The sequence below is a fragment of the Faecalibacillus intestinalis genome, from assembly GCF_003024685.1.
Lineage (GTDB): Bacteria > Bacillota_I > Bacilli_A > Erysipelotrichales > Coprobacillaceae > Faecalibacillus > Faecalibacillus intestinalis.
Genome location: NZ_PYLQ01000001.1, coordinates 237,599 through 263,722, shown reverse-complemented (window position 1 = coordinate 263,722; position 26,124 = coordinate 237,599). Strand labels below are relative to the sequence as shown.

23 protein-coding genes and 1 riboswitch are annotated in these 26,124 nt (G+C 29.4%); of the genes, 7 read left to right on the top strand and 16 right to left on the bottom strand.

Annotation, left to right across the window (positions count from 1 at the left end; translation table 11 throughout):
- Positions 1-11 precede the first annotated feature (11 nt).
- Complete coding sequence (locus tag C7U54_RS01345) at positions 12-941, top strand: 4-hydroxy-3-methylbut-2-enyl diphosphate reductase (RefSeq protein WP_107029030.1); 930 nt, start codon at positions 12-14, stop codon at positions 939-941.
- On the opposite strand, the gene C7U54_RS01340 is transcribed toward C7U54_RS01345, so the two are convergent.
- Positions 938-2,284 (bottom strand): MATE family efflux transporter, encoded by a 1,347-nt coding sequence (locus C7U54_RS01340; protein WP_022002740.1) that lies wholly within the window; start codon positions 2,282-2,284, stop codon positions 938-940. The genes C7U54_RS01345 and C7U54_RS01340 overlap by 4 nt on opposite strands.
- A gap of 124 nt (positions 2,285-2,408) precedes the next feature.
- Here C7U54_RS01340 and C7U54_RS01335 point away from each other — a divergent pair, with 124 nt between their 5' ends.
- Positions 2,409-3,260, top strand: coding sequence for a Cof-type HAD-IIB family hydrolase (locus C7U54_RS01335; RefSeq protein WP_022002741.1), 852 nt, complete (start codon positions 2,409-2,411; stop codon positions 3,258-3,260).
- A 33-nt stretch (positions 3,261-3,293) separates the two neighbouring features.
- Here the strand turns inward: C7U54_RS01335 and mgtE (C7U54_RS01330) are convergent, their stop codons facing one another.
- From mgtE (C7U54_RS01330) to C7U54_RS01290, 8 genes are all read right to left on the bottom strand, one after another.
- On the bottom strand, positions 3,294-4,637 hold the full coding sequence (gene mgtE / locus C7U54_RS01330; RefSeq protein ID WP_107029029.1) for a magnesium transporter: 1,344 nt from the start codon (positions 4,635-4,637) through the stop codon (positions 3,294-3,296).
- Positions 4,638-4,855: 218 nt separating this feature from the next.
- Entirely contained in the window at positions 4,856-5,803 is a 948-nt protein-coding gene (locus tag C7U54_RS01320; protein ID WP_107029027.1) for a ketopantoate reductase family protein, read from the bottom strand.
- Between the two features lie 42 nt (positions 5,804-5,845).
- Positions 5,846-7,177 carry a magnesium transporter gene (mgtE, locus tag C7U54_RS01315; protein ID WP_107029026.1) on the bottom strand — a complete coding sequence of 444 codons (1,332 nt, stop codon included), beginning with the start codon at positions 7,175-7,177 and terminating at the stop codon, positions 5,846-5,848.
- 101 nt (positions 7,178-7,278) lie between these two features.
- Positions 7,279-7,442: riboswitch (M-box (ykoK) riboswitch) on the bottom strand.
- A gap of 258 nt (positions 7,443-7,700) precedes the next feature.
- The gene (locus tag C7U54_RS01310) at positions 7,701-8,837 is read right to left on the bottom strand and encodes a D-alanyl-D-alanine carboxypeptidase family protein (protein ID WP_158562987.1); all 1,137 of its coding nucleotides are present in this window, start codon (positions 8,835-8,837) and stop codon (positions 7,701-7,703) included.
- 53 nt (positions 8,838-8,890) lie between these two features.
- Positions 8,891-9,094, bottom strand: a complete 204-nt coding sequence (locus C7U54_RS01305; RefSeq protein ID WP_022002747.1) for a helix-turn-helix domain-containing protein — start codon at positions 9,092-9,094, stop codon at positions 8,891-8,893.
- A gap of 36 nt (positions 9,095-9,130) precedes the next feature.
- Positions 9,131-10,894, bottom strand: coding sequence for an excinuclease ABC subunit UvrC (uvrC, locus tag C7U54_RS01300; protein WP_032090380.1), 1,764 nt, complete (start codon positions 10,892-10,894; stop codon positions 9,131-9,133).
- Complete coding sequence (locus C7U54_RS01295; RefSeq protein ID WP_107029024.1) at positions 10,894-13,197, bottom strand: endonuclease MutS2; 2,304 nt, start codon at positions 13,195-13,197, stop codon at positions 10,894-10,896. Before C7U54_RS01295 ends, uvrC begins: the two co-directional genes overlap by 1 nt.
- A gap of 2 nt (positions 13,198-13,199) precedes the next feature.
- Positions 13,200-13,970 carry a CvpA family protein gene (locus tag C7U54_RS01290; protein ID WP_107029023.1) on the bottom strand — a complete coding sequence of 257 codons (771 nt, stop codon included), beginning with the start codon at positions 13,968-13,970 and terminating at the stop codon, positions 13,200-13,202.
- 99 nt (positions 13,971-14,069) lie between these two features.
- On the opposite strand from C7U54_RS01290, the gene rnhC reads away from it, so the two are divergent.
- Positions 14,070-14,828, top strand: a complete 759-nt coding sequence (gene rnhC, locus C7U54_RS01285; protein ID WP_107029022.1) for a ribonuclease HIII — start codon at positions 14,070-14,072, stop codon at positions 14,826-14,828.
- Between the two features lie 26 nt (positions 14,829-14,854).
- On the opposite strand, the gene C7U54_RS01280 is transcribed toward rnhC, so the two are convergent.
- The 3 genes from C7U54_RS01280 to lspA are packed head-to-tail and all read right to left on the bottom strand — an operon-like array spanning position 14,855 to position 16,704.
- Positions 14,855-15,322 (bottom strand): deoxycytidylate deaminase, encoded by a 468-nt coding sequence (locus C7U54_RS01280; protein ID WP_107029021.1) that lies wholly within the window; start codon positions 15,320-15,322, stop codon positions 14,855-14,857.
- Position 15,323: 1 nt separating this feature from the next.
- Complete coding sequence (locus C7U54_RS01275; RefSeq protein ID WP_107029020.1) at positions 15,324-16,229, bottom strand: RluA family pseudouridine synthase; 906 nt, start codon at positions 16,227-16,229, stop codon at positions 15,324-15,326.
- The gene (gene lspA, locus C7U54_RS01270) at positions 16,204-16,704 is read right to left on the bottom strand and encodes a signal peptidase II (RefSeq protein WP_107029019.1); all 501 of its coding nucleotides are present in this window, start codon (positions 16,702-16,704) and stop codon (positions 16,204-16,206) included. Before lspA ends, C7U54_RS01275 begins: the two co-directional genes overlap by 26 nt.
- Before the next feature lie 141 nt (positions 16,705-16,845).
- On the opposite strand from lspA, the gene C7U54_RS01265 reads away from it, so the two are divergent.
- From C7U54_RS01265 to C7U54_RS01250, 4 genes are all read left to right on the top strand, one after another.
- Entirely contained in the window at positions 16,846-17,379 is a 534-nt protein-coding gene (locus tag C7U54_RS01265; RefSeq protein WP_107029018.1) for a DUF1836 domain-containing protein, read from the top strand.
- A gap of 93 nt (positions 17,380-17,472) precedes the next feature.
- Positions 17,473-18,360, top strand: coding sequence for a methylenetetrahydrofolate reductase [NAD(P)H] (gene metF / locus C7U54_RS01260; protein ID WP_107029017.1), 888 nt, complete (start codon positions 17,473-17,475; stop codon positions 18,358-18,360).
- Positions 18,341-18,988 carry a vitamin B12 dependent methionine synthase gene (locus C7U54_RS01255; RefSeq protein WP_107029016.1) on the top strand — a complete coding sequence of 216 codons (648 nt, stop codon included), beginning with the start codon at positions 18,341-18,343 and terminating at the stop codon, positions 18,986-18,988. The genes metF and C7U54_RS01255 overlap by 20 nt, the downstream gene beginning before the upstream one ends.
- A complete protein-coding gene (locus tag C7U54_RS01250; RefSeq protein ID WP_107029015.1) occupies positions 18,970-21,315 on the top strand; it encodes a homocysteine S-methyltransferase family protein in 2,346 nt (781 codons plus the stop codon). The genes C7U54_RS01255 and C7U54_RS01250 overlap by 19 nt, the downstream gene beginning before the upstream one ends.
- Positions 21,316-21,451: 136 nt before the next feature.
- Here C7U54_RS01250 and C7U54_RS01245 read toward each other — a convergent pair whose 3' ends face one another.
- The 4 genes from C7U54_RS01245 to C7U54_RS01230 form a co-directional block, all read right to left on the bottom strand.
- Entirely contained in the window at positions 21,452-22,366 is a 915-nt protein-coding gene (locus C7U54_RS01245; RefSeq protein WP_107029014.1) for a restriction endonuclease, read from the bottom strand.
- Positions 22,367-22,742: 376 nt separating this feature from the next.
- Complete coding sequence (locus tag C7U54_RS01240) at positions 22,743-23,312, bottom strand: 3'-5' exonuclease (protein ID WP_107029013.1); 570 nt, start codon at positions 23,310-23,312, stop codon at positions 22,743-22,745.
- A 1-nt stretch (position 23,313) separates the two neighbouring features.
- Positions 23,314-24,726 carry a beta-Ala-His dipeptidase gene (gene pepD / locus C7U54_RS01235; RefSeq protein WP_107029012.1) on the bottom strand — a complete coding sequence of 471 codons (1,413 nt, stop codon included), beginning with the start codon at positions 24,724-24,726 and terminating at the stop codon, positions 23,314-23,316.
- Between the two features lie 10 nt (positions 24,727-24,736).
- Complete coding sequence (locus tag C7U54_RS01230) at positions 24,737-26,065, bottom strand: MATE family efflux transporter (protein ID WP_107029011.1); 1,329 nt, start codon at positions 26,063-26,065, stop codon at positions 24,737-24,739.
- Between the last annotated feature and the right edge of the window lie 59 nt (positions 26,066-26,124).

Here is a 26,124-nt window from a genome sequence, read left to right as displayed (position 1 = left end):
GGTGATAAAAGATGTTAGTAAAAGGTATTGTTCCTAGAGGTTATTGTAAAGGCGTTGTTCGTGCAATTGAAATAGCTAAAAAACAAGCACACCAAACAGCACCTGTTTATATTCTAGGAATGATTGTACATAATCAATATATTGTAAATGCTTTAGAAGATTTAGGAATTCAAACAATTGATATCAAAGGAAAAACACGATTAGAACTATTAGATGAAATCAATGAAGGAAAAGTCATTATTACTGCTCATGGAGCAAGTCAAAAAGTATTTGATAAAGCGAAAGAAAAAGGTTTAGAAGTAATTGATGCCTCTTGTTTAGATGTAATTAAAACTCATGATCTTATTCAAGATAAATTAAATGAAGGTTATGAAATTTTGTATATTGGTAAAAAGGGACATCCTGAAGCAGAAGGTGCAATTTCAATTGATGAAAAAAGAATTCATTTAATAACAAATATAGACGATTTAAAAACAATAGATCCTACTAAAAAATATGTTATGACTAATCAAACAACAATGTCTCTTTATGATGTTTATGATTTATGCGAAAAAGCAAAAGAAATTTTACCTTTTGTAGAAATTGAAAAAGAAACATGCACAGCCACTAAAATACGTCAAGAAGCTATTAAAAACATTGAAGATGATGTTGATATTATCTTTATTGTTGGTGATCCTCATTCAAACAACACAAGAAAACTTGCAAGTATTGCTCATGATTATCATACATGTGATGTTTATATGATTGAAAGTATTGAAGATTTAGAAATTGAATGGTTAAAAAATAAAAGATATGCTGCTGTAAGCTCAGGAGCTTCTACACCAACATATCTTACAAATCAAGTAATTGATTATTTAAAACAATTTGATATCAATGATTCTAAAACATATCAAAAACCTATCATTGATAAAAATAAAATATTAAACCAAAAAGATGCCTAGGCATCTTTTTCTTGTGGTAACCATTGTACTTTGAAAAAATAAATAATAAAAATCAAACTACATACGACCCATGTTGTAGGCCATCCTAAAAAGACATAAACAATATCACTTGTTACTTTTGTAATTAAGAAAAGATAAATTTGTCTTAAGAAAACAAAAGAGAATATCATCACATACATTGGAACAGCTGAACGTCCGGCTCCACGTAAAACTCCATTGATAACTTGATTAATTGGTAAAACAATATAGAATGGTAAGAATGTTAACTGCATCAATCTTCCAGCATCAATCACATCTTTTTCTTGATTAAATAAAGCAATAAAATCACGACCAAAGAAATACATAATTACTACAAAACAAGCAATGGTAAGTGTTGCTAATGCTGTTGTAATATAAGCTCCTTTTTTTACACGGTCATACTGTTTAGCTCCTATGTTTTGACCAACAAAAGTTGTAATAGCCATATTAAAAGCTTGTAAAGGTAAGTTAACAAAACCATCTATTTTAATCGTTACAGAATAACCTGCTATAACAGAGGCTCCATAAACATTAATATAAGATTGAACAATGACATTTGATAAAGAAACAATACTTTGTTGAAAACCTGTAGGTAAACCAATTTTTATAATTTTTAATAAAATTTCTTTGTCAAAACCAATTTCCTTTAAAACAACTTTATAATCATCCTCTGTTTTCATTAAAACATACATGACCATAATTGCTGAAATAGCTTGAGCAATTAAAGTCGCATATCCTGCACCAGCTACACCAAAATGAAAATATTTAACAAATAAAAAGTCTAGGATAATATTAACAACACTTGAAAAAATCAAAAAATAAAGCGGTCTTTTAGAATCTCCCACCGAACGTAAGATACCTGATCCCATATTATAGACCATTACAAAAATAAGACTCCAAAAATAAATAGATAAATACGTTGAAGCTTCAGAAAACACTTCACTAGGAACACCAATTGCTTTTAAAATTGGATCATTAAATAATAAACCAACAATCGTTAAAACAACTCCCATAACAAGAGTTAAAGCGATACTATTATGAATTGCTCTTTTCATTTTACAAGTATTACCAGCTCCAAAGAATTGAGCAATAACAACTCCTGCCCCTGTTGAAATTCCCATAAAAAAACCAATCAACATATTAATGATTGGTGTACTTGCACCAACTGCCGCTAAAGCAACTTTTCCAACATAATTTCCTACAACATAAGAATCGACTGCATTATAAAGTTGTTGAAATAAGTTACCTATTAATAAAGGAATTGAAAACAAAATAATTGCTTTGACAATACTTCCTTTTGTTAAATCCTGTGTATTTCCTTTCATACATTCACCTTCCATTTATAATTTTACTCTTATTTTATTGAAAACAAAAATATTTGCACGAAATGAAAAAAAATAATTTCAATACATTCTTTTCGCTATAATAAAATTAAGTTGGAGGTTAGTTATGAATAAAAAAATTATCTTTTTTGATGTTGATGGTACTCTCGTTGATGTTAGACCTGCAAGAGAATATGTACCAGAATCAACAATCAAAGCAGTAAGAGAAACAAGAAAAAAAGGGAATTTATGTTTTTTATGTACAGGAAGATCACTTGCTGAAATCTACCCACATATTTTAGATGTCGGTTTTGATGGCATCATTGGTGCTGGTGGTGGCTTTGTAACCATTGGTGATGAAATGCTTTATCATAAAAAAGTATCTGACAAAGATGTAAATCGTGTCGTTGATTTCTTTGAAGAAAATGATTATGACTACTATCTTGAAAGTAATGGTGGATTATTTGCTAGTGAAAATTTAGTATCTCGCTTAGAAATGATTACTTATGGCGATTTAGAAAATGACGAAAAGGCTAGAAAGAAAAAAGCTGAACAACCAAGTCATTTTATTACATCTTTAATAGAGGGAGAAAGTATGTATCGTAGTGATGTCAATAAAATTTGTTTTTTAGAAAATAAAGATATTCCTTTTCAAACAATTATAGATAACTTTTCTGATGCATTCAATGTTATTCATTGTACCGTTCCTTCTTTTGGAGATGACTCAGGGGAATTATCCGTTGTTGGTGTTAACAAGGCAAGCGCCATTGAAGCACTTATCAATCATTTAAACATTCCTCAAGAAAACACTTTTGCCTTTGGCGATGGCATGAATGACGCGGATATGTTAGAGTATTGCCATATCGGTATCGCTGTTGGTAACGCTAAAGAAGGTTTAAAAGCAATTGCTGATGAAGTATGTGATGATATTGCTGAAGATGGTATTTATAAAACCATGAAAAAATATCAACTTATATAAAAAAACATTGGCTTTTTTTCCAATGTTTTTTTATTAGAGTAAATGTGTCATTAAAATGGTCGCAAGTCCTAAAAACGCAAAGAAGCCAAACATATCTGTACATGTTGTTACAAAAACCCCACTGGCAAGGGCTGGATCAACATGAAATCTATCTAAAATAACTGGTACAAAATAACCTGCAAGTGTGGCAACGATCATGTTACAAATCATGGCGAGTCCAGCTACAACACCAAACCATGGATTACCAGCAAAGAACCAAGCCCCTACTGAAACTAATGCCCCAATGACAACACCATTTAAAATACCAAGTCCAATTTCTTTTAATAAAACTTTGCGAGCATTTTCTTTATCTAATTCTCCTAGTGATAAACCACGAACAACAATAGTTAAAGTTTGTGTTCCGGCATTACCACCCATTCCTGTAATAATCGGGCTAATCGTTGCAAGAGCAACAACTTTCGCAATTGTTCCTTCAAAAACACTAACAACACTTGAAGCCATAATTGCTGTAAAAAGATTGACAATCAACCAAGGAATACGGTTTTTAAAAGATTCTACAAGTGTTGAATCTAAACGTTCTTCAGAACCAACCCCTCCTAATAAGTTCATGTCTTCTGTTGTTTCTTCTTCGATGACATCCATAACATCATCGATATCAATAACACCTAATAAATGATGTTGTTCATCTATAACAGGCATCAAAATATATCCATATTTACTAAAAGTCTTCGCAACTTCTTCTTGGTCTTCATAATAATAAACAGCTTTAACATTTTGATTTGTAATCTCAAGCATTGGTGTATCAAAGTTACTTGTAACGATATCACCTAAAGAAACAACCCCTTTTAATACATTTTCTTTATCTACAACATAAAGATAATGTCTAGGTTCTTCTTCCGTTGTTTGCAAAAATAACAATGTTTCTTTGACTGTATTATTTGCATGAATATCTAAATATTCAGTTGTCATAATTCCCCCAGCAGTTTCTGGGTTATATTGTAATAACTGTTTGACATCTTCTTTATCGTCATCTTCCAATAACTCTAAAAAAGCATTTTTTTCATCTTCATCTTCGATTGATCCGATAACATCCGTAATAACGTCATGACTTACTTCATCTAAGATTTGTTTTTGTTTGTATTTTGAAAATAAATTCAACCATTCTAAGATAAGTTCTTCATCATCTTCTTCATCTAAAATATCACCAATAACTTCATTTGGTAAATGTTCTAAGATTTCTTTTGATGAATCTTCATCTTCATGCAAAATATCAAGGATATCTGCCGGGTGAATATTTTCTAAAACTTCTTTAATTATTTCTTTATTCCCATGAAGAATTAAATTTTTTAATTCTTCAGAAGTCATTTGTTTTATCATTTATTTTCCCCCTCTTATTTAAAGAGGAACTTTACCGACGGTGGTAAATGATCCTCACTATTACCATTATGTCCACCGGATAACGGGTCTACTATCATTATTACCACCTCCACCTTGTTCATTTTATCATAATGTTCAAACTTTTAAAGAAAAAAATCATTTTTTACATAATAAAAAGATTGATTTTATAAAAAAAGAAGATAACATTTGGTATCTTCTTATTTAGAACACATATTTCTTTGATTTTCTTGATCATAATCAAACAAACCATCATTCTTTTCTTCAAGTGCTTTAATCATATGATAAGTATATTCATTATAAGGTGTAGGAATATGAAGCTCCTTTCCCATTTTAATCAACGCTCCAGAAAACATATCAATTTCACTATGACGTTTAGCATCTAAATCTTGCAATGTTGAATAACGAGCACTTGCTGGTACAGCACTTCCTCGCGATGAAGAAGAATCAGCTTTACTTAAATCAATTCCTTTAGCGTGTGCAATAGTTTCAAGTTCATGACGTAAACCACCTTGAATAAATTTCATATGTTCACTATCTCGATAACAACCTACTCCTGCGCCTAAAATAGCTTGAGGTAAATTATTACAAACATTTAAACGAAATTTACTCCAAATTTCTTCTTGAATATATTCACTTGCACGAAAGTGGATTCCTGTATTTTCAAATAATGATTCTATTGCTTGTACACGTTTGCTTTGATAAGGTGCTTGGAGTTCTCCAAAAACAATTCCAATAGTTGTTTCAGGATCAAAACGATAACCATTTTCTTTACGTGAAGCAATCTTAATTAAAGATGGCATAAGATGTTCTTTTCCAATGGCTTCTCCAATGATTTCTTCACTATCTACGCCATTCATTAAAGACATGACAATTGTATGATCATCAACGATCGTTTGAATAGATTTTAAGACATCTTTTAAAGCACAATATTTTAAAGAAACAATCAGTAAATCCACTCCATGTGCTTCTGTCGGTGACCATACTTCAGGATAATACATTTGATCATTAATCAAACATCCCTTTTGTAAACGTTTAGCACGTTCCCCTTCGCCAATAACACCTAATTTTACTTTTTTATCTAGTCCCCAAATAATATATGAACCTACTGCTCCAGCACCTAAAACAGCAACTGTTTTTATTTCCATTTTTTCATCCCCCATTTATTTTTCTATATTGTAGCACAAAATTTATAAGTTAAAAATGTGTACTGCAATGTTGAAATAAACAAGAATAGAACATGTATCTACAATTGTTGTAATAAGTGGTGAAGCCATAATTGCTGGATCTAAACCAATTTGATTGGCAACTAAAGGAAGAATACAACCAATTAATTTAGATAAAATAACTGTTACAATTAAAGATAAAGCAATCACAAAAGCAATATTAATGTCTTGATACATCACATAAATTCTAAGTCCATTCGCAATTGCTAAAATCACTCCTACTACTAATGCAATTCTAAATTCTTTAAACATCACTTTAAAGATTTCTTTAAAACGAATTTCATTTAAAGCAATCCCTCTAATAATTAAAGTAGAACTTTGAGAGCCACAATTTCCTCCCGTATCCATTAACATAGGAATAAATGAGACTAATAAAGGTACTGCTTGAAAAGCATTTTCATATCTTGTAATAATACTTCCTGTAAGCGTTGCAGAAAACATCAATACAAGTAACCAAATAATACGATGTTTAGCATGTTCAAAAACAGATGTTTCAAAATAACTTTTATCATGTGGTTCTACAGCAGCCATTTTAGAAATATCTTCACTTGTTTCATCGACCATAACATCCATGACATCATCAACTGTCACAATTCCTACAAGCATTTTTTCATCATCTAAAACAGGTAAAACAACTAAATCATATTTTCTAAAAATATTAACAACTTCTTCTTGATCTGTATGAGTATAAACATATTGAAAATCTTCTTTCATAATTTCCTCAATACTTTTATTTTCATCATTTAATAAAATATCTTTCGTCGAAACAATTCCTATTAATTTTTTATCTTGACAAACATAACTTGTATAAATGCTTTTACAATGATTTCCATTTTGTTTAATATATTTTAAAGCATCTTCAAGTTGAGTTTCTTTCTTTAAAGAAAGAAATTCAGTAGTCATAATTGTTCCAGCACTATCTTTAGGATAACTCAAAAGTTGATTGATGACTTGTCTTTGATTTTCATCAACATGTTTTAAAAGTCTTGTTACTAAATTTGCAGGTAATTCTTCGATTAAATCTACAAGATCATCCATATATTGATTTTCAATCAATGATTCTAACTCTTTTTCACTAAACAATTCTACAAGTTGACTTTGCGTTTGAATATCCATATTTGAAAATACTTGTGCTGCTTTCTTTTTAGAAAGTAAACGAAAAGCAATAGCACAATCACCAATTTCTATTTGTTGTAAAAGATAAGCTATATCGACAGCATTGTTTTCCATTAATAAAGTATGTAATTGTTTGTATTGTTTTGTATTTAATAATTCTAGCATTAATTCTTTTTTCATTTTTATATTTCCTCCTTCTTTGAATTTGCCTTTGACAACCCTCGTCCATATAACTCACCTCCTCACAAAAAAACATCGCTGCTTGAGCGATGTTCTATTCTTCATTTCATCCGTTCAAGCTTTAGTATCACAGGGCATATCAATTACATTAAACAAAGCCTTTGCGACTTCATCTGCTAACCAGCGCATTGTGTCTCCACAATTTTGCGGCAGTAATCTTAGGATATCCAAATCCCTGCGGTAACCTCACCTACCGTTGTTTATTCAATTCATGTTCATTATATTTATTAAAATACACTTGTCAATAAAAATTTATCTTTCTCTTTTGATTTTAATGCTTGCAGCAACAATAAGTCCTATTCCCGTCATTAGTCCTAATGCTAGATCAATAAAATCCATTTGACTTTGTAAACCTATCCATTTACCTAGCTATATTGTTACTAATAAAAAACCTAATATTAGTACCAAATACCAACCCTTTTTATTCACAAGTATCTCCTTAATTAGAATAACGATCTAATAATTATTGATTATTTAATTCTTCTAAGCATAAATTTTGATCATGCATCTTTTGTGCATTTTCTTTGCCAACATACCTAAAAATATTACAACTTTCTTTTTGTGTAATTGTTACTTTATCACTTGGATACCTTAAAACATATCCATATTCATAACTATGTTCTAAAAGCCATTGATAAACATCTGTTGAAACAAATTCAACATCTTTTATCCCATTTACTTTTAAAGAAACAGATGTTCCTAATTGAAATTCACTATATCCAGCTTGTGACGTATTTTCTTCTAAATTTAAAACATCATAGCTTTTATAAGCACTTGTCACTAAAAATCTTTTTTTAGTATTTTTATATAAATCATCATACATTTGTTTTAAAGCGTTATAAGCTTCTTCATTTAAATACATGGAATAAGATAATCTTGAAATATTTTCAATCATTGTCATATGTTTAGATTCATAACCACCAATAAAAGTTGTATCATCAATTACTTGAGACATTGTATCTATTTTATATAGTCGAGAAGCATTCGCTTTTAATTCTGTATTCATCAAAATATAAAGACCTTGTGCATCATACGTACTTACCATTTCTTTAAAGAGCTTATATGTATCATCTTTTTCATTTTCCAAAGTATTTACATAATTATTTGTAAGTATAATATAACTATAATCATCATCACTATAAAGTGTCCTTAACAATTGATAATAACGCACATTATCAAAATCAAAATACGTACTTTTTTGATAAGCATAAAATAAATCATTTTTAATTAGTGTTTTAAAATATGTATCTGTTTGCGTTCCAAATTCTACTGTAAGACGATCAACAACACTATTGACATCATTAATTAAATTTTCTAATGAATCATATTTTTTAGCTTCTTTTAACTCATTATAATATTGATAATATTGTAAATGAAATTGATCATATGTAATATAATCAATAAACTCATCTACTGATATTCCATGATCAATTAAATAATCCTGTTCTTCTTTATCTAAATACTTTTCTATTAAAGATCGATTATCATTATCTATACCATTTACTCGATAAAAACGATCATATTTCATATTTAATGATGTAAAAGCAAATAGAAAACATAAGGTTGCTAGAACATAAAGATGCCAGCTTTTTAATTTCATCTTCATCACCATCCCTATTATATAGAATTATAGAAAAAAAATAAAGGAATTAGCTAAAGCTGTAATTCCTTTAACCTAATCAATTCAAATACTGCTTGTATACGCGATTTTACACCTAATTTTTGAATTACATTTGATATATGATTTCTCACCGTTTTTTCACTAATATTTAACTTTCTAGCAATATCTTTTGTAGAATAATTCTTGACTAATAAATGAAATATTTCTTTTTCTCTTGGGGTTAATATAATATTCATAGTCCACTTCCTTAATAGTAGTATATGAAAATTATATTATTTGGTGTTTTGTAAAACAGTAAATAAATTTTTTGCCACTTCTTTAGGTAAGACTTCTTCTAATTGTTCAAGCGTCGCTTCTTTTAATTTTTTAACAGAACCAAAATGTTTTAATAATTCTTTTTTACGTTTTGGTCCAATACCTTCAACATCATCTAAAATAGACTGAAATAAAGATTTAGAACGAACATTTTTATGAAATGAAATCGCATAGCGATGGACTTCATCTTGCATACGTGTTAGTAAAAAGAAGAGTTCACTTTTTTTATCAATACTAATTTCATTAAAGTCACTATCAATTAAAACAGCAGTTGAATGATGATCATCTTTGGCTAACCCACATACTTTAATACCAATATTTAAGCTATCAATGACTTCTTTTGCAACTTTAATCTGTCCTTTACCACCATCAACAATAATCAAGTCTGGTTTTTTTAATCCTTCTACAAGTACTCGATAATATCGACGATAAATAACTTCTTTCATACTACCGTAATCATCCGGTCCTTCAACTGTTTTGATTTTAAATTTACGATAATCTTTTTTAGAAGGTACCCCATCAACAAAGCAAACCATTCCTGCAACCGCATAAGCTCCTTGGATATTAGAGTTATCAAACAATTCAATTCTTCTAGGAGTAATCATATTTAATTTTTCTCCCAATTGTTTAATAGCACCTACCGTTGCCTTTTGATTCTTTTCAATCAATAAAAATTTCTTTTCTAAAGCTTCTTTTGCATTATTTGTTGCCATTTCTACAAGTTTTGCTTTTTGACCTTTTTGAGGTTTAATGATCTTGCATTCAACTATTTCTTCTAACAAAGTTGTATCAATATCCTCTGGTAATAGAATCTCTTTAGGATATGTATTTTCTTGATAAAACCCAACAATAAATTGTGTAATTTGTTCATGGACATCTTGTAAAGGTACTAGATTTAAATCTCTTGCGAGTAATTTTCCATTTCTCATAAAGAAAAGTTGTAAAGAAAGATACCCTTTATCTTGATAATAGCCAAAAATATCTCGATCAATTTGATCTGCAAATTGAACATGTTGTTTACTTGTAACATGATTGATATGCTGGATCAAATCACGGTATTCTTTCGCAAGTTCAAAATTTAAACTTTCTGAAGCTTGCATCATTTTATTTTGTAAATCATCGATGATTTCTTTGGTATCTCCTTGAATAAACTGTGTAATTTGTTTGGTTATTTTTTTATATTCTTCTTCATCTACTTCATTGACACATGGCCCTAAACATTGATTCAATTGATAGTAAAGGCATGTTTTTTTAGGAATGTGATTACATTTTCTTAGAGGATACAAACGATTTAATAATTTAAATGTTTCTCTAGCTGCTGTACCATCTGGAAAAGGACCAAAGTGTTTATGTTTTTTATCTTTAGCGTTTCGAACGATTTTTAAACGTGGGTGTCTTTCTTTTGTTAATTGGATATATGGATAATATTTATTATCCATAAAACTAATATTGTATTTAGGTGCATAATCTTTAATTAGATTGATTTCTAATAAAAGGGCTTCCTTTTCACTATCTGTTACAATATATTCAAAATCAACAATTTCTTGAACAAGCTTTGTTGTTTTATAATTATGACTTCCTGCAAAATAAGAAGAAACCCTATTTTTTAATTTTTTTGCTTTTCCAACATAAATCACCGTACCATCTTTATCTTTCATTAAATAACAGCCTGGTTGCATTGGTAAAAGTGATAACTTATCTTTAATATATTGAAGATCCATTATTCAAAATATACCACTGTTGCACCTAATCCACCTTCATTTGGTCCACCATCTTGATAAGATTTTACATATTTATTTTTATCCAATAACTTTCGAACACCTTTTCTTAAAACACCTGTTCCCATTCCATGGATAATTCGTACTGTTGAATAATTTGATACAAGTGCTCCATCAATAAATTTATCTACTGCATTCATTGCTTCTTCATAACGCATACCAATAATATTAAGTTCATAACTTTGTTTATTAGCTCTTCGTAATGAACGGATATTAGATGTTTCTTTCTTTTCTGGTACTTTTTCATGCATGAATTGAACTTCTGTTTTTTTAGCATTCAATTTTAAACCACCCATTGAGATCATCAACATTCCTTTTTTATTGATGTCAACAACTTCTCCTTGTCGATTGACAGATAATACTTTAACAATATCTCCTATTTTATAATCATGATTTTCATGATTTTCTACTTGTTTCTTTTGATGTTTTAAATCACCTAATTGTTTTTTAGCTTGAATAACTTGATGCGGCTTAATTTGTCCTTGTAATTCTTTTAAAATTGCATCTGCTTTATTTTGTGCTTCTTCAAGAATCTCATTCGCATCACTTTGAGCCTCTTCAATCATTTTTTCTTTTTTAGATTGATAATTATCAATCAATTGTTGATAATGCTTTTCTTTATCTGCTGTTTCTTTTTGTAATTTTTCAAGAGCTTCTTTTTCTTGTAAAACAGCTGATAATTCTGATTGTAATTTTTCTAATAACTTTTGTGATGTTGTCATACTTTCATCTTTGATGATGAAAGCATGTTGAATAATGTCTTGATTTAAACCTAAATGTTTTGAAATTTCAATAGCATAAGAATTTCCTACGCTACCATCTAATAAACGATAAGTAGGTTGCATTTTTTCTTGATCAAATTCAACCGAAGCAATCTTAATATAATCTGATTCTTTCGCAAATTCTTTTAATGCACTGTAGTGAGTAGAAGCTAAAATATAAGCACCTTTTTTATGTAAATAAGTTAAAATAGCTTCTGCTAAACTTTCACCTTCTTTAGGATCAGTTCCTGAACAAATTTCATCAATTATAACTAAACTATTTTTTGTCGCATGTTGCGTAATAAAAACCAATCTTTTCATATGCGATGAAAAAGTAGAAAGCGATTGTTCAATAGATTGTTCATCCCCCACATCTACAAAAACATCATCAAATAATGGAAGTTTTGCTTGAGTGACTGGAATTGGAAGTCCACAAATAGCCATTAAAGAAAGTAATCCCGCTGTTTTTAAAGCAACTGTCTTCCCTCCTGTGTTACTTCCACTAATGAGTAAAATATCTTGTGGTTTCTTTAATACAATATCATTAGCAACAACTTCTTTTTGATCAATCAAAGGATGTCTTGCTTTAAGTAACTCAATTTCCTGACAATTTTCATCAACAATTGGCATCACCATATCTAACTTTTTGCCATATTCACTAATAGCAAAAACAGCATCCATTTCTATCATGATTTCTAAATCTTCATTTAAAACACGATCATAACTTCTTACCTTTTTTGTTAGTTCTAATAAAATACGATGAATTTCTAATTGTTCATCTTGTTTAATTTGTGAAAGTTGATTGTTGTAAGAAACAATTTCTTCTGGTTCTACATATGTTGTTCTTCCTGAAGAAGAATGTCCATGATGAATTCCCTTGATTTGATTTTTATAAGAAACATTGACGGGTAAAACAAAATGATCATTTCTTGTTGAAATGACATCATGAGATAAATAATCTTTATTTTGTGCTCTTAATGCTTCAATTTTCTTTCTCATATTGGCTTCAATCGCTGAAATTTGTCTTCTTAAACGATAAAGCTCATGACTTGCATGATCATAAATATTTCCACTTGGATCGACGCATTTTAAAATTTCATTATATAAATCTTTAGGTAAATAAAGTAATGAAAGTATTTCAAGTAAATGACTTTGTTCAATTTCTTGATCCAAATAAGCTTGTACCTCTTGTACATTTTTTAATATTTGTACGATTTTTAATAAATCTTGAGGATAACAAACACCACCTTTTTGTGCTTTTTGAAGTATTTCTTTAATATCTTCATAAGGGGCTAAAGGAATACGTCCATAAGCATAGATGATTTTCATAGCACTTGATATATCATCTTGATAGAGTTTTAAATCATCTATATCTTGAAAAGGCTGTATTTGATCAATTCGCTTTTTAGCCATTTCACTAAAACAATAGTTTTTAATATAATCTTGAATAAATGAAAACTCCAATGTTCGATAACTCTTTTTCATTTCTAATGTCCTTTCGTTAAAAGATTGATATCAATATCATAATTTTGACATAAAGAAGATATTCTTTGATAATCTTCTTGATCTACTGTTTGTAAATCTATTTCACTATAATAGTTATAAATAAAATCTTTTATTGTTTCATCATCTAACCATTTATTTTGACTTGCTTCTTCTATAAAATTTGTCACCATAGATACTTGTTTTTCATCAGATAAAGAAACATCTAGATGTGTTAATTGATTTAAATCTTTAAAATCAGCAATAGATGAAAAATAATGAGGCATGGTATCAATTATAAAAGAGCCTATATACGTTTGTTCAATTGTTTCTTTTCCTTGATTGATAAAAGGAATAAAAATCATTGAAATAACAAAATATACAATAATGATTCCTTCAATAATTGATAAAATCAAACCTAATAAACGATCTAATAATTTTGTCATTTTTAATAAAGAAACAATTTTCTTTAAAAACGGTTTTAATAAAACACCAATTCCTTTTAAAAGGAAATAGATAACAATAAATAAAATAACAGCAACTAACAATTGATTTACCTTTATACCAATTGGTTCTAATAAACCTTCTAATTGATAAAGTATAATCAATTTAGATAAAGGAAAAGAAAAATTAATTGTTAGAAAATAAGCTATAAAAAGACTAAAAAAGTCATAAAGTCGAATAATGAATCCTTTTAGATAACCAATAAATGTATATATAATAAGGAATAGACCTATAATTATATCGATTATGTAGGGATTATTTAATAAAGCCATAAATACCTCCTTGCAATTATTGTATCAAAACAAAAATATAGTGTCAAAATTTGAAAAATATGCTATAATTAATATATATGGTAGGAGGAAAGAAATGACATGAATGTAGCAAATAATAACAAACCAATGAATATTATAGATATGCATGTTGAAAACTACGCCCCTTTAAGTGATGGTGGTCCATCAAACCAAGAAAAACAATATTATCCTTATTCTCACATTGGTTGTGATGAAACAGGATCAGGTGATTTTTTTGGACCATTATGTGTTGTTGCATGCTATATCGATGAACGCGATTATGATTGGTTAGCGAGCTTAAATGTTCGTGATCCTAAACTCATGACACCTCAAGAAGTTATTGAAATTGCTAGAGAGATCAAAGATCGACTTGTTTATAGTTTGTTGATTCTTGATAATTCTCACTACAATCAAATGGCAGTTGCTGGTAATAATCTAGCAAACATTAAAGCAAAACTTTATAATCAGGCCGTTACAAATGTAATGCAAAAAGTTGCAATAAAAGTTGATAAAAAAGTCGTAAATCAATTTGTTTCACCTAAAACGTATTATAATTATTTAAAGAGTGAAGTAATCGTTGTTAAGGATTTATCTTTTGAACAAAAAGGAGAAGAACAATACTTTGCAATTATGTGTTCGTCTATTCTTTCAAAATATGCCTTTTACCAATATTTTAATAACATGTCTAGAAGCTTGAAAGTAAAATTGCCTCGTGGTAATACAAGCTCAGTTGTCGATCATGTTGCTGTAAGTATTGCTAAAAAGTATGGTAAAAAAATGTTACTTAAAGTAACAAAAACTAATATGACTAATTATAAGCGTATTAAAGATGTAATTTAAGGTCTTCCAAAGAAGACCTTTTTATTTTATAAAATATTTAATTCAAATGCTGGAATTTTTGTGTATTTGACACCTGCGGCATCTAACATACGTTTTGCAGCGCGATCACTGTCTGTTCCATTATATTTATCATCTTCATAAATAATTTCTTTAATACCACTTTGAATAATGGCTTTCACACATTCATGACATGGAAATAAAGAAACATAGATCGTACATCCTTGTAAATGAGAAATACTATTTAAGATGGCATTCAATTCTGCATGAACAACGTAAGGATATTTTGTATCATACAAATCTCCTTCTCTTGCCGCCCATGGAAACTGATCATCTTCGCATCCCCATGGAAGTCCATTATATCCTACTCCTACGATCTTATTTTCTGGAGAAACAATACACGCTCCTACTTGTGTATTAGGATCTTTTGAACGATAAGCTGAAAGCTTAGCAACTCCCATAAAATATTGTTGCCAACTAATAATCTTTTTAGACATTTTATTCTCCTTTCAATTCATCAAGTTTTGCTTGAAAATAATCAGGTAAAGGACATTCAAACTCTAAATATTCACCTGTTGTAGGATGAATAAATCCTAATTTTTTAGCATGCAAGAATTGTCCATGACTTTGATCATCTTTTTTCTTTCCATACTTAGGATCTCCATAAACTGGATAACCAATATAAGACATATGCACCCTAATTTGATGCGTTCTTCCTGTTTCAAGTCGACATTCAATTAAAGACATATCATCATATCTTTCTAATACTGTAAAATTAGTAATTGCCTCTTTACTGTTGTTTTTTGTGACAGCCATTTTTTGACGATCATTGACATCTCTACCAATTGGTGCATTGACTTTACCATGAACATGTGGAATAACACCATGAACTAAAGCCACATAACGACGTGTAACACTATGTTCTTTTAACTGTTCACTCAATGATTTATGAGCTTTATCATTTTTTGCTACCATTAATAAACCACTTGTTTCTTTATCTATACGATGAACAATACCAGGACGATTCACACCATTGATTCCTGATAAATCTTTACAATGATAAAGTAAAGCATTTACTAAAGTACCACTATAAATTCCCGCACTTGGATGAACGATCATCCCTGAAGGTTTATTGACAACGATGACATCTTGATCTTCATAAACGATATCTAAAGGAATATCTTCTGGTAAAACATCCATCTCCTTATTATCAGGAATCGTGATTTCAATAGCATCATTCATTTTAATTTTATAACTTGCTTTTTCAATTTTTCCATTTACAAGAACATGCCCTTCTTTAATATATTCTTGAATAAGTGTTCTTGATAAATCAGAAATTGAATTCATAATAAACTTATCTAAACGTACATTTTCTTCATTAATCTCTAATTTTCTTTTTTCCATTAATATAATCCTCAAATATAATCTCTAAAATAATCAATCCTACTCCTATTACTACTGCCATATCAGCAATATTAAAAATAGGAAAATCATAACCAAAAATAATAAAATCAATAAAATCTCTCACATATCCAAAATAAAGACGATCTGTTAGATTTCCAACAAGACCTGCAAAAGTTAAAACAATTCCATAACGTGTTAATCTTTGAGCTTTGGTTGTCTTACTAAAGTAATAAAACATAAAAATTGCTGCAGCAAGCGAAACAACTACAAACAAACTAATATGTCCTGATAACATTCCCCAAGCTGCTCCTTGATTATGCGAATATGTATAATAAAAGAAATTATCAATAATCGCTTGCGATTGCCCTAGCATCATCGAAGAAGACACTAATATTTTTGTAAGTTGATCTCCAATAACAATCACCAAAAAAGTAACAATATATAAAACCCAATTTTTCTTACTTATATTTTTCATCTAATCACCAAGGACATTATACAATAAAGCTTTTTAAAATCCTAGTATGACTTTTTTAAATATGTAGTATTTAAAACCATTTCAAATAGTTTATATTGCAAAAAAATATGATAATCTATAAAATAAATATGAGGTGAAATTATGAATAAAGAAACACTAGAAACTCTTGTTGAAAAAGAAAGTCAAAAAAGTTCTATTATGTCTAAAGATATTCCTGATTTAGATCTCTATATGGATCAAATTATGACTCTTTTTGAAATCCATCTAGCAAATCATAAAAAAAATGAAGATGATAAATTACTTACTAAAACCATGATCAATAATTATTCCAAAGCAAAAGTCATTACGCCTGTAAAAGGGAAAAAATACACTAAGGAACAAATTATTCAAATGTTAATGATTTATCAATTAAAAAACAATCTATCCATTCAAGAAATTAAAGATTTACTTATTCCTATTTATGAAAGTAATACTGATTTATCAAAGTTATATGATCATTTTATTGAAATCAAACATTCTATAAATCAACAACTGCAAAAAATGATTCAACAAATAATTAAAGATTATCAATTAGATATAAATCAATATCATGATTTATTTTTACTTATTGCTTCTCTTTCAACACTAAGTTATTCTTTAAACAACATTGCTGAATCAATAATAGAAGAAAAATAGTTATAGATTTAAGCTATAACAAACTACAATTATTTAATCATTTACTATTTATTCTTTTTTCAATATAATAATCAATAAAAGTGAGGTAGCTGTATGAAAATTAATGAATTATTAAATAAAAGACCTACATTGTCTTTTGAAATATTCCCACCAAAAAACAATGAAAATGATATCACATCTATTTATGCAACCATTGATGAACTAGCAAAATTAAATCCAGATTTTATTTCTGTTACATATGGAGCAAATGGTTCTACATCTAAAAATACTTGTAAAATTGCTTCTACTATTAAAAAGAAATATGGTATTGAATCTGTAGCTCATTTAACATGTATGAATAATACAAAAGATGAAATCAAAGAAATTCTAGAAGAACTTAAAGAAAATGGTATCGAAAATGTCCTTTCTTTACGTGGCGACTATCCTAAAGATAGTGATGGTATTAATCATGGTGATTTTAAATATGCCAGTGAATTAAATGAATTCATTGAAGAAAACTTTCCTAATGATTTTTGTTTATCTGGTGGATGTTATCCAGAAACACATTATGAAGCTAAAAACTTTGAAGAAGATCTTTTAAACCTAAAGAAAAAAGTCGATGCTGGTGCAAAATACCTCGTTACACAAATTTTTTATGACAATCAATATTATTATCGTCTAGTCAGAGAAGCAAGAAAAATTGGAATCCATGTCCCTATTCTTGCAGGAATTATGCCTGCTCATAATCCAAAACAGTTAAAAAATATCGCAAAAATGTCAAATTGTTCTGTTCCGTTTGATTTAGCAGCGATGATTGATCGTTTTGCTGGAAATCCTAAAGCGGGAAGGGAAGTTGGTTTACACTATGCAACTTATCAAATCATCGATTTAATGACTCATGGTGTAGATGGAATACATATTTATACAATGAATAAACCAGAGATTGCAAAAGAAATTTTAAAAAGAACAGAATATATTCGTGATGAATTTTTCAAAGCTTAAAGAAAATGCTTTAAAGTATTTAGGATATCATCATCAAATACTTGATGAAAAAATGAATGTTTTGATTGATGAATGCATAGAGGAAATTGAAAAAATGAGTTCTTTTAGAGTAACTTATCGTAAATTTCCTCTTTCTTTTCATCCTTTAAGAATTGATGAAATTTCTTTAAATCTCGATTACCCAGACTTGAATGATTTATTTCAAAATTGTCATAATGTTGTTATTATTGGCTGTACTTTAGGATTACAGGTAGAAAAAAGATCTCATTATTACAGTCATATTGACATGACCAAAGCGACGATTTTTGATGCTGTCGCCAGTAGTTTTTTAGAAGTGAAATGTGATGAATATGAAAATGAACAACTGATTGGTAAAAGAACGTTTCGTTTTTGTCCTGGTTATGGTCGTGTCCCTATTGAACTCAATAAAGAGCTTGCTTTCATTATCGAAAGTTCTAAAAAAATTGGTTTGACTGTCCAAGAAAGTAATATTTTATTACCACAAAAATCAATGATTGGTTTGATTGGTTTAGGTGATAACAGAAAAGAAAAAACATGTCAGAATTGTTTACATATAAAAGATTGTAATTTTAGAAAGAGAGGTCAAACATGTTACGCGAAAGATTAAATAAAGATCTTCTTATTTTTGATGGTGGTTTTGGTTCACAACTTCAAGAACTAGGAATGAAGGCTGGAGAAATTCCAGAATATTATAATATTGAACATCCTAAAATAATTATTGATATCCATCATCGTTATTTAAAAGCAGGAGCTGATTTTATTACAACCAATACATTTGGCGCAAATCCCCTTAAATTAGAACAACATAAATATAGTTATCAAGAAGTGATTTTAGCGGCTATTCAAAATGCAAAAGAAGCTAAAAAAATCAAACCAGAAGCTTATATTGCTTTAGATATTGGTCCTATTGGAAAACTGATGGAACCGATGGGAACTTTAACTTTTGATGAAGTTTATCAAAGCGTTAAGCAAATGGTAGAACTTGTAAAAGAGGATATTGATGTTGTTTTATTTGAAACAATGACAGATATTTATGAATTAAAAGCGAGTATTTTAGCTGTCAAAGAATGTAGTGATCTTCCTGTTTTTGCAACAATGACCTTTGAAACAAATGGTCGTAGTTTATCAGGCTGTGATCCTCTTACAATGGTCAATGTCTTAGAAGGATTAAAAGTGGACGCTTTAGGAATTAACTGTTCTTTAGGACCAAATGAAATGGCTCCTATTATTGAAAATATTTTAGAAAGTACCTCTTTCCCTGTGATGATTCAACCAAATGCGGGTCTCCCTCTTTTAGAAGACGGACAAACCGTTTATCCAATGAAAGCAGATAAATTTATTGAGGCAATCGTTCCTCTTGTCAAAAAAGGAATCGCTATCGTTGGTGGATGTTGTGGAACAACCCCTGAATTTATTCAAAAATTAAAAGAAAACTGCCCAACAACAGTGACTCCAAGAGAAGTTTCTTCGTTGACACGTGTCTCTTCAGGAACAACAACTGTTGAATTTGGAAAACATGTTGTTGTTTGTGGAGAAAGATTAAATCCAACAGGAAAGAAAAAATTAAAAACGGCTTTAAAAGAAGAACGTTATGATGAACTTGTTGTAGAAGCCATCAAACAAGAACAAGCAGGAGCTCATGTTTTAGATGTCAATGTCGGTTTACCTGGTATTGATGAACCAAAAGTTATGAAGCATGTTATTAAATTATTACAAGAAGTTATTCAACTTCCTTTACAAATTGATAGTTCTAATTTCCAAGCAATTGAAGAAGCTTGTCGTTATTATAATGGAAAACCACTTATTAACTCTGTCAACGGGAAAGATGAAACCATGGAAGCCGTCTTCCCCGTTGTAAAAAAATATGGTGGTGTTGTCATTGGCTTAGCCTTAGATGAAAATGGCATTCCTCCAAAGGCTGAGCAAAGATTTGAAATCGCTAAAAAGATTATTAACAAAGCAAAAGAATATGGCATTGACAAAAAAGATATCATTATTGACTGTCTTGTTTTAACCGCTTCTGCTCAACAAAAAGAAGTCATGGAAACAATCAAAGCTGTTTCTATGGTTAAAACATTGGGTGTCCATACTGTTTTAGGTGTCAGTAATGTTTCCTTTGGTTTACCTAATCGACCATTACTTAATAAAACATTTTTAGCAATGGCTATGTCTGCTGGACTTGATTTACCAATTATCAACCCATTAGATCAAGAATTAATGAATACAATTGATGCATTTAATGTACTTTATAATTATGATCAAGATGCAACAAATTACATTCAAAAACAAGCTCAAAGTCAAGTTGTATTACCAAAACAAACTACTTCATTTTCATTAAATGATGTTGTTTTACATGGATTAAAAGATGAAGTCAAAAAAGCAACGGAACTTGCTTTAGAAAAACAAGATGGTTTAGCAATCGTCAATGAAATACTTATTCCTGCTTTAGATCAAATAGGAAAAGATTATGAAACAGGTAAAATCTTTTTACCTCAGCTTATTCAATCTGCAGAAGCAAGTAAAATTGCTTTTGATGTTATCAAACAAACTTTTAAAACAACTGAATCTTCTAAAGGCCCTGTTTTAATTGCAACTGTTCATGGAGATATCCATGATATTGGAAAAAATATAGTAAAAGTTGTTTTAGAAAGTTATGGTTATCAAGTGATTGATTTAGGAAAAGATGTTCCTTCTAAAACAATCTTAGAAGCTTATCATAAACATCAACCTAAAGCCATTGGATTATCTGCTTTAATGACAACAACTGTTGTTTCTATGGAAGAAACTATTCATCTTTTAAAACAAGAAGAAAAGATGTGTCCTATCTTTGTTGGTGGTGCTGTCTTAACAGAAGATATCGCTCAAGATATCCAAGCAGACTACTATACAAAAGATGCTATGGCTGCTGTTAATTTATTAAATGATATTATATAAGGGAAGCTTAATTGCTTCCCTTTAGTATATGATTTAATAACAAAAAAACTTAAGCAATAGAAATAGAACATATCGTTAAAAAATTTACTTGTACAACTTTACATATTTTTACCAACTACTTCAAATATTTTTTCAACTACTCTTCGTTATAAAATTCATCTAATACATAAGTTGTAATTGGAGTAATGAACAACTCATATTTTATTATTAATCTTATAAGATCATTCCCATCAATCAATGTTATCGGTGTTCCTTCTCTTGCAGCTATTCTCGCAGCATTTGTAAATCTACTATTTGTAATAAAAACACCATAATCAGCTTGAAACTTATTCATAGCACCCAAAAATTGATTAATATCAGGTTCACTTACAGGTGCAGTATTATATCTCTTACATTGAATTACCACTCGAGTTGTTCTAAAGTCATCATCATCCATATGATACCCATAACCATCAATACCTCCGTCATTTGAAACTTTTATTCCTTTATCGGTAAACTGTACCCCCATCTTTGTAAGTAATGCTCTAGAAAACTGTTCAAACTTCTTAGGTGTCATATTAGCAATAGCACTTTGGAGTTTAACCTTTACATCATCCAGAATATCATCTTCATTAGATTTGATATCATCTTCAAATTCATCTTCTACATTGACTACTTTATCTTTATTTTTATTTTTAGAAGCTTTTTCTTCCCAATAAATTGCTGCCTTTTCACGCACTTCTGTTTTAACGTCGAAATTATCTAAATCCAGAGCGGACCCTTTTGCCGTTAAAGTAACAAGAGGTTTATACTTTTCATACACAAGGAAACCAACGTAACTTAGTTCTTTAAGAGCAAAATTGAACTTAAAATCAAACTTTTTATACTGATTACCTGTCTTAATAGATGTATAAAGTTTTTGTTCAAATTCAGCAATATGCTCGTCTTTTTCACTAATTCTATCTCTTATCTCAGAACGCTCTAATTGACCACCTGCTTCTTGTAGAACTTCAATAATAGGTTTAATTAAAAAAGAAATTTGTTGTTCAGAATTTAATGTGTCATAATACATATTATCCCCCCATTTTTTACATAAACAGGCCCAACATCATAATCTAATTCTTCTATCATGCGAGCAAACTCTTTTTTCAACATTATCATTCTTCTTAATAATTCGCTTGATATATAGATTTTGATGTATCAGCTTTCTTTGTAAACTGAACCTGCATAATTATACTCTCTATGCAATTAATATTTACACCTATATCTATTTTTACATATTATTTCTCTCTTGCATATGATTTATTGTACAAATATGGAAATTTTTTATATTAATAATTTTTCATATATCATAGATTTTGTACCTTAAATATAAAATTTTCTTAACAACTTTGATTACTACTATCCGTTAATTTATGAAATTATTATTTAATTTAAAAGAGGAAAGCTTAATTGCTTCCCTTTAGTATATAGTTTAATATTTGACCACACACATAAGCGTCATCATAAGCACGATGTGCATTTTCATTTTTTATATGCAAATAATGAGCTATTGTTCCTTGCTTATAATTATATGGTCCATGGATATATTTTCTTGAAAGTTGTAAAGTATCTACATAACAAATTTTTCCATCTAAGTCTAATCTATAAAAAGTTTCTCTTAAAAACGACATATCAAATTTCGCATTATGCGCACAAACAATCACTTTGCCTTCAAGAGCCTCTTTCATAAACTCTTGGAACATCTCGTATGCTTTTTCTTCTCGTGGTTGATTTTCTAACATCTCATTGGTAATATGTGTCAAATTAGAAATAAACTCAGAGACTTCTACTTCAGCATTGACAAGTGTATTAAATTTTTGAACAGCTTGTCCATTTTCAAAAAGAACAGCTCCTAATTCAATAATTCTTTCCTCTTTTGGATTCAAACCTGTTGTTTCTACGTCAAAAGCAATAAATCTTTTTTCTAATTGTTTTTTGACATCTTGATCATATTTTACTTTAATAAGTTCTAACATCTTATAATCTCTCTAAAAAATGAATTAATCTTTGATAACATTTATAAAATGAATTCATATTTAATCTTTCATCAGGTGTATGAATATCAAACATATCAGGTCCTAAAGTAATAATATCGAGATTACCAAGTGCTCCTTTAAAAATACCTGTTTCTAATCCACTGTGAGTTCCTTCTTCTTTTAAAGTAACTCCTTCTGTTTCTTTTACAAAATCAACATATTGTTTTCTAAGTTTTGAACCTTCATCGTAATTCCATCCTGGATAGTTATTATCTAAAACATATTTTGCCTGAAACATTGATGCAATTAAACTCAATTTGTTTGATAATTCATCTTTAGCCGATTCCATTGGAGAACGAATTGAAAAATAAATATTGAATTTTTCATTCATTTCCACTACACCCATATTTAAAGAAATATTGGTAAGATCCATTTTTAAAGATTTATGCATAAAGCCATTAGGCATTAAATACATCATTGAAATAATATCTTGGCTTTCTTTAACTGAAATCACTTCATTTAAAGAATCTACTTTTTCTAAACGAACAAATACATGTTCATCACTTTCTTTTAATTCTTCTTTTAAATCATTTTCTACTTTTAAAACAACTTCTTTGATTTTTTTAAAATCATCATTTGAAGCAAAGATACTGACACATTCTCTAGGAATCGCATTATCTTTTAAACCACCTTTAAAACTTCCTAATAAAAATTCAATGTTATTTAAAGAAAGATGATAATAGACACGTGTCATAATCACATTAGCGTTTCCTCTTTCTAAATGAATAACGCCTCCTGAATGTCCTCCTTGTAAGCCACCCACATAAAGTTGATAACAAGGTGATTCGTTTTTTAGATAAGAAAGTTCTTTTTCAACAACAGCTCTTCTTCCTCCAGAACAGCTTACAGTAATAATTTTTTCTTTCCCCCTATCAAGTCCAACCATCTTTTTCGCTTTTAAAATACTTTTATCAAGACCCATTGCTCCATTAAGTCCTACTTCTTCTTGAACGGTAAAAACACATTCTAAAGCTGGATGTTTTAAGCTTTCATCATCTAGTAAAGCAAGCATATAACAAACACCAACACCATCATCCGCTCCTAATGTTGTTTTATTGGCATGTAAAAAACCATCTTCTTCAATAAGTTCAATGGAATCTTTTGAAAAATCATGATCACTATCATTATTTTTTTCACAGACCATATCCATATGTCCTTCTAACATGACTGTTTCATGATCTTCATAGCCTTTTGTTGCTTCTTTAAAAAGCACGATATTATGCATTTTGTCCCTTACATATTTTATATTTCTTTCTTTAGCAAAGTTTTCCACATAATCACAAATTGCTTTTTCATTGTAAGATCCTCTTGGAATCTTTGAAATTTCTCTAAAATAATATTCTACTTTTTCCATATATATTCCCCTATACTAATGTTCTATTCATCCATTTATTGGATTTATATCTAATCATAAAACAAATAGCTCTAAAAATCCAGTCAACAATCATGGCCCACCAAACACCAATGACACCCATGTGTAAATACAAAGCAAAAACATAGCTTAAAGCAAAACGGAATGTCCACATTGAAAATGTAGAAACAATCATTGTATAAGTGGCATCATTGGCTGCACGTAAAGTATTTGGGAAAGAAAATGCCATCGGCCAAATAAAGAAATCAAATACACAATGGAGTGAAACCATTGAAACTGCAAGATTGGCTGTTGCTTGTGGTAAGGCATAAAGTTTTAATATGTATCTTACACCCACTAATAAAATACCAGCTGCTACGATTGTTGATAAATAAGCAATAATCATCAGTTTCTTTGTATAATATTTAGCTTGTTGATAATCATTAGCTCCTATACATTGTCCAACCACTGTTAAAATAGCAAGTCCTAAAGCCATTCCTGGAACAACTGCAATAGATGTTAAACTAAACGCTACCGCATGAGCAGCAATCGCTGCTGTTCCAAAAGTAGAAACGAGTCTTTGAACAAGAATTTTCCCCATTTGAAACATTCCATTTTCTAAACCATTAGGAATCCCTATTTGTAAAATCTTTTTCACTGTTGCAAAATCAAAATGATATTTAAAATATGTATCAATATAAATTGTATGTTCCTTATTTAATAACATATATAAAATAATAAACGAACAGAACATTCTTGAAAGTAAGGTTGCAATAGCTGCCCCTTTAACAGACATATTTAAAATAAAAATAAAGATATAGTTTAAAACAATATTTCCAATATTCATATAAAATGAATTTGTCATTGCTACTTTACTATTTCCCATCGATCTAAATAAAGCAGCTCCTCCATTAAACAAACCAATAAAAGGATAAGACAAAGCAGAAAAGAAAAAATACGTTTTAGCATAAGCCATAACATCATGACCAATATGTCCAAAAATCAAATTTAAAATCTTTCCATTCAATAAAATACATAATCCCATAATAACAAGTGATAAACCTAATATCGTAAATAAAAGTTGTTTAGCACTATGACTTGCCATCTTTTTATCCTTTTTACCAATATACTGCGCACAAACAACAGCTCCACCTGTTGCTAAGGCTGAAAAGATGTTAATGATCAATACATTCAAGCCATCAACAATACTGACACCTGATACTGCACTTTGACCACATTGAGAGACCATCATGGTATCAAACATCCCAATTGTTAATGCTAGAACTTGTTCAATCACTAACGGAATAATTAATTTTTTTAAATCTCGATTACTAAATAACATAACTTCACTTCCTCAAAGCTATTATATACCTCTAAAATTTTCATACTTTCCACTTTCAA

What these genes read in the sequence shown, in the direction of transcription:
- C7U54_RS01345 (WP_107029030.1), top strand. Translation starts at nt 12, where the DNA reads ATGTTAGTAAAAGGTATTGTTCCTAGAGGTTATTGTAAAGGCGTTGTT.
- metF (WP_107029017.1), top strand. Translation starts at nt 17,473, where the DNA reads ATGAAAATTAATGAATTATTAAATAAAAGACCTACATTGTCTTTTGAA.
- C7U54_RS01275 (WP_107029020.1), bottom strand. Translation starts at nt 16,229, where the DNA reads ATGGAAAAAAGAAAATTAGAGATTAATGAAGAAAATGTACGTTTAGAT.
- C7U54_RS01230 (WP_107029011.1), bottom strand. Translation starts at nt 26,065, where the DNA reads ATGTTATTTAGTAATCGAGATTTAAAAAAATTAATTATTCCGTTAGTG.
- C7U54_RS01245 (WP_107029014.1), bottom strand. Translation starts at nt 22,366, where the DNA reads ATGTATTATGACACATTAAATTCTGAACAACAAATTTCTTTTTTAATT.
- C7U54_RS01240 (WP_107029013.1), bottom strand. Translation starts at nt 23,312, where the DNA reads ATGTTAGAACTTATTAAAGTAAAATATGATCAAGATGTCAAAAAACAA.
- C7U54_RS01265 (WP_107029018.1), top strand. Translation starts at nt 16,846, where the DNA reads ATGAATAAAGAAACACTAGAAACTCTTGTTGAAAAAGAAAGTCAAAAA.
- mgtE (WP_107029029.1), bottom strand. Translation starts at nt 4,637, where the DNA reads ATGATAAAACAAATGACTTCTGAAGAATTAAAAAATTTAATTCTTCAT.
- C7U54_RS01255 (WP_107029016.1), top strand. Translation starts at nt 18,341, where the DNA reads ATGAATTTTTCAAAGCTTAAAGAAAATGCTTTAAAGTATTTAGGATAT.
- rnhC (WP_107029022.1), top strand. Translation starts at nt 14,070, where the DNA reads ATGAATGTAGCAAATAATAACAAACCAATGAATATTATAGATATGCAT.
- uvrC (WP_032090380.1), bottom strand. Translation starts at nt 10,894, where the DNA reads ATGGATCTTCAATATATTAAAGATAAGTTATCACTTTTACCAATGCAA.
- C7U54_RS01305 (WP_022002747.1), bottom strand. Translation starts at nt 9,094, where the DNA reads ATGAATATTATATTAACCCCAAGAGAAAAAGAAATATTTCATTTATTA.
- pepD (WP_107029012.1), bottom strand. Translation starts at nt 24,726, where the DNA reads ATGGAAAAAGTAGAATATTATTTTAGAGAAATTTCAAAGATTCCAAGA.
- C7U54_RS01340 (WP_022002740.1), bottom strand. Translation starts at nt 2,284, where the DNA reads ATGAAAGGAAATACACAGGATTTAACAAAAGGAAGTATTGTCAAAGCA.
- lspA (WP_107029019.1), bottom strand. Translation starts at nt 16,704, where the DNA reads ATGAAAAATATAAGTAAGAAAAATTGGGTTTTATATATTGTTACTTTT.
- C7U54_RS01335 (WP_022002741.1), top strand. Translation starts at nt 2,409, where the DNA reads ATGAATAAAAAAATTATCTTTTTTGATGTTGATGGTACTCTCGTTGAT.
- C7U54_RS01320 (WP_107029027.1), bottom strand. Translation starts at nt 5,803, where the DNA reads ATGGAAATAAAAACAGTTGCTGTTTTAGGTGCTGGAGCAGTAGGTTCA.
- C7U54_RS01310 (WP_158562987.1), bottom strand. Translation starts at nt 8,837, where the DNA reads ATGAAATTAAAAAGCTGGCATCTTTATGTTCTAGCAACCTTATGTTTT.
- mgtE (WP_107029026.1), bottom strand. Translation starts at nt 7,177, where the DNA reads ATGAAAAAAGAATTAATGCTAGAATTATTAAATACAAAACAATACAAA.
- C7U54_RS01280 (WP_107029021.1), bottom strand. Translation starts at nt 15,322, where the DNA reads ATGTCTAAAAAGATTATTAGTTGGCAACAATATTTTATGGGAGTTGCT.
- C7U54_RS01250 (WP_107029015.1), top strand. Translation starts at nt 18,970, where the DNA reads ATGTTACGCGAAAGATTAAATAAAGATCTTCTTATTTTTGATGGTGGT.
- C7U54_RS01290 (WP_107029023.1), bottom strand. Translation starts at nt 13,970, where the DNA reads ATGGCTTTATTAAATAATCCCTACATAATCGATATAATTATAGGTCTA.
- C7U54_RS01295 (WP_107029024.1), bottom strand. Translation starts at nt 13,197, where the DNA reads ATGAAAAAGAGTTATCGAACATTGGAGTTTTCATTTATTCAAGATTAT.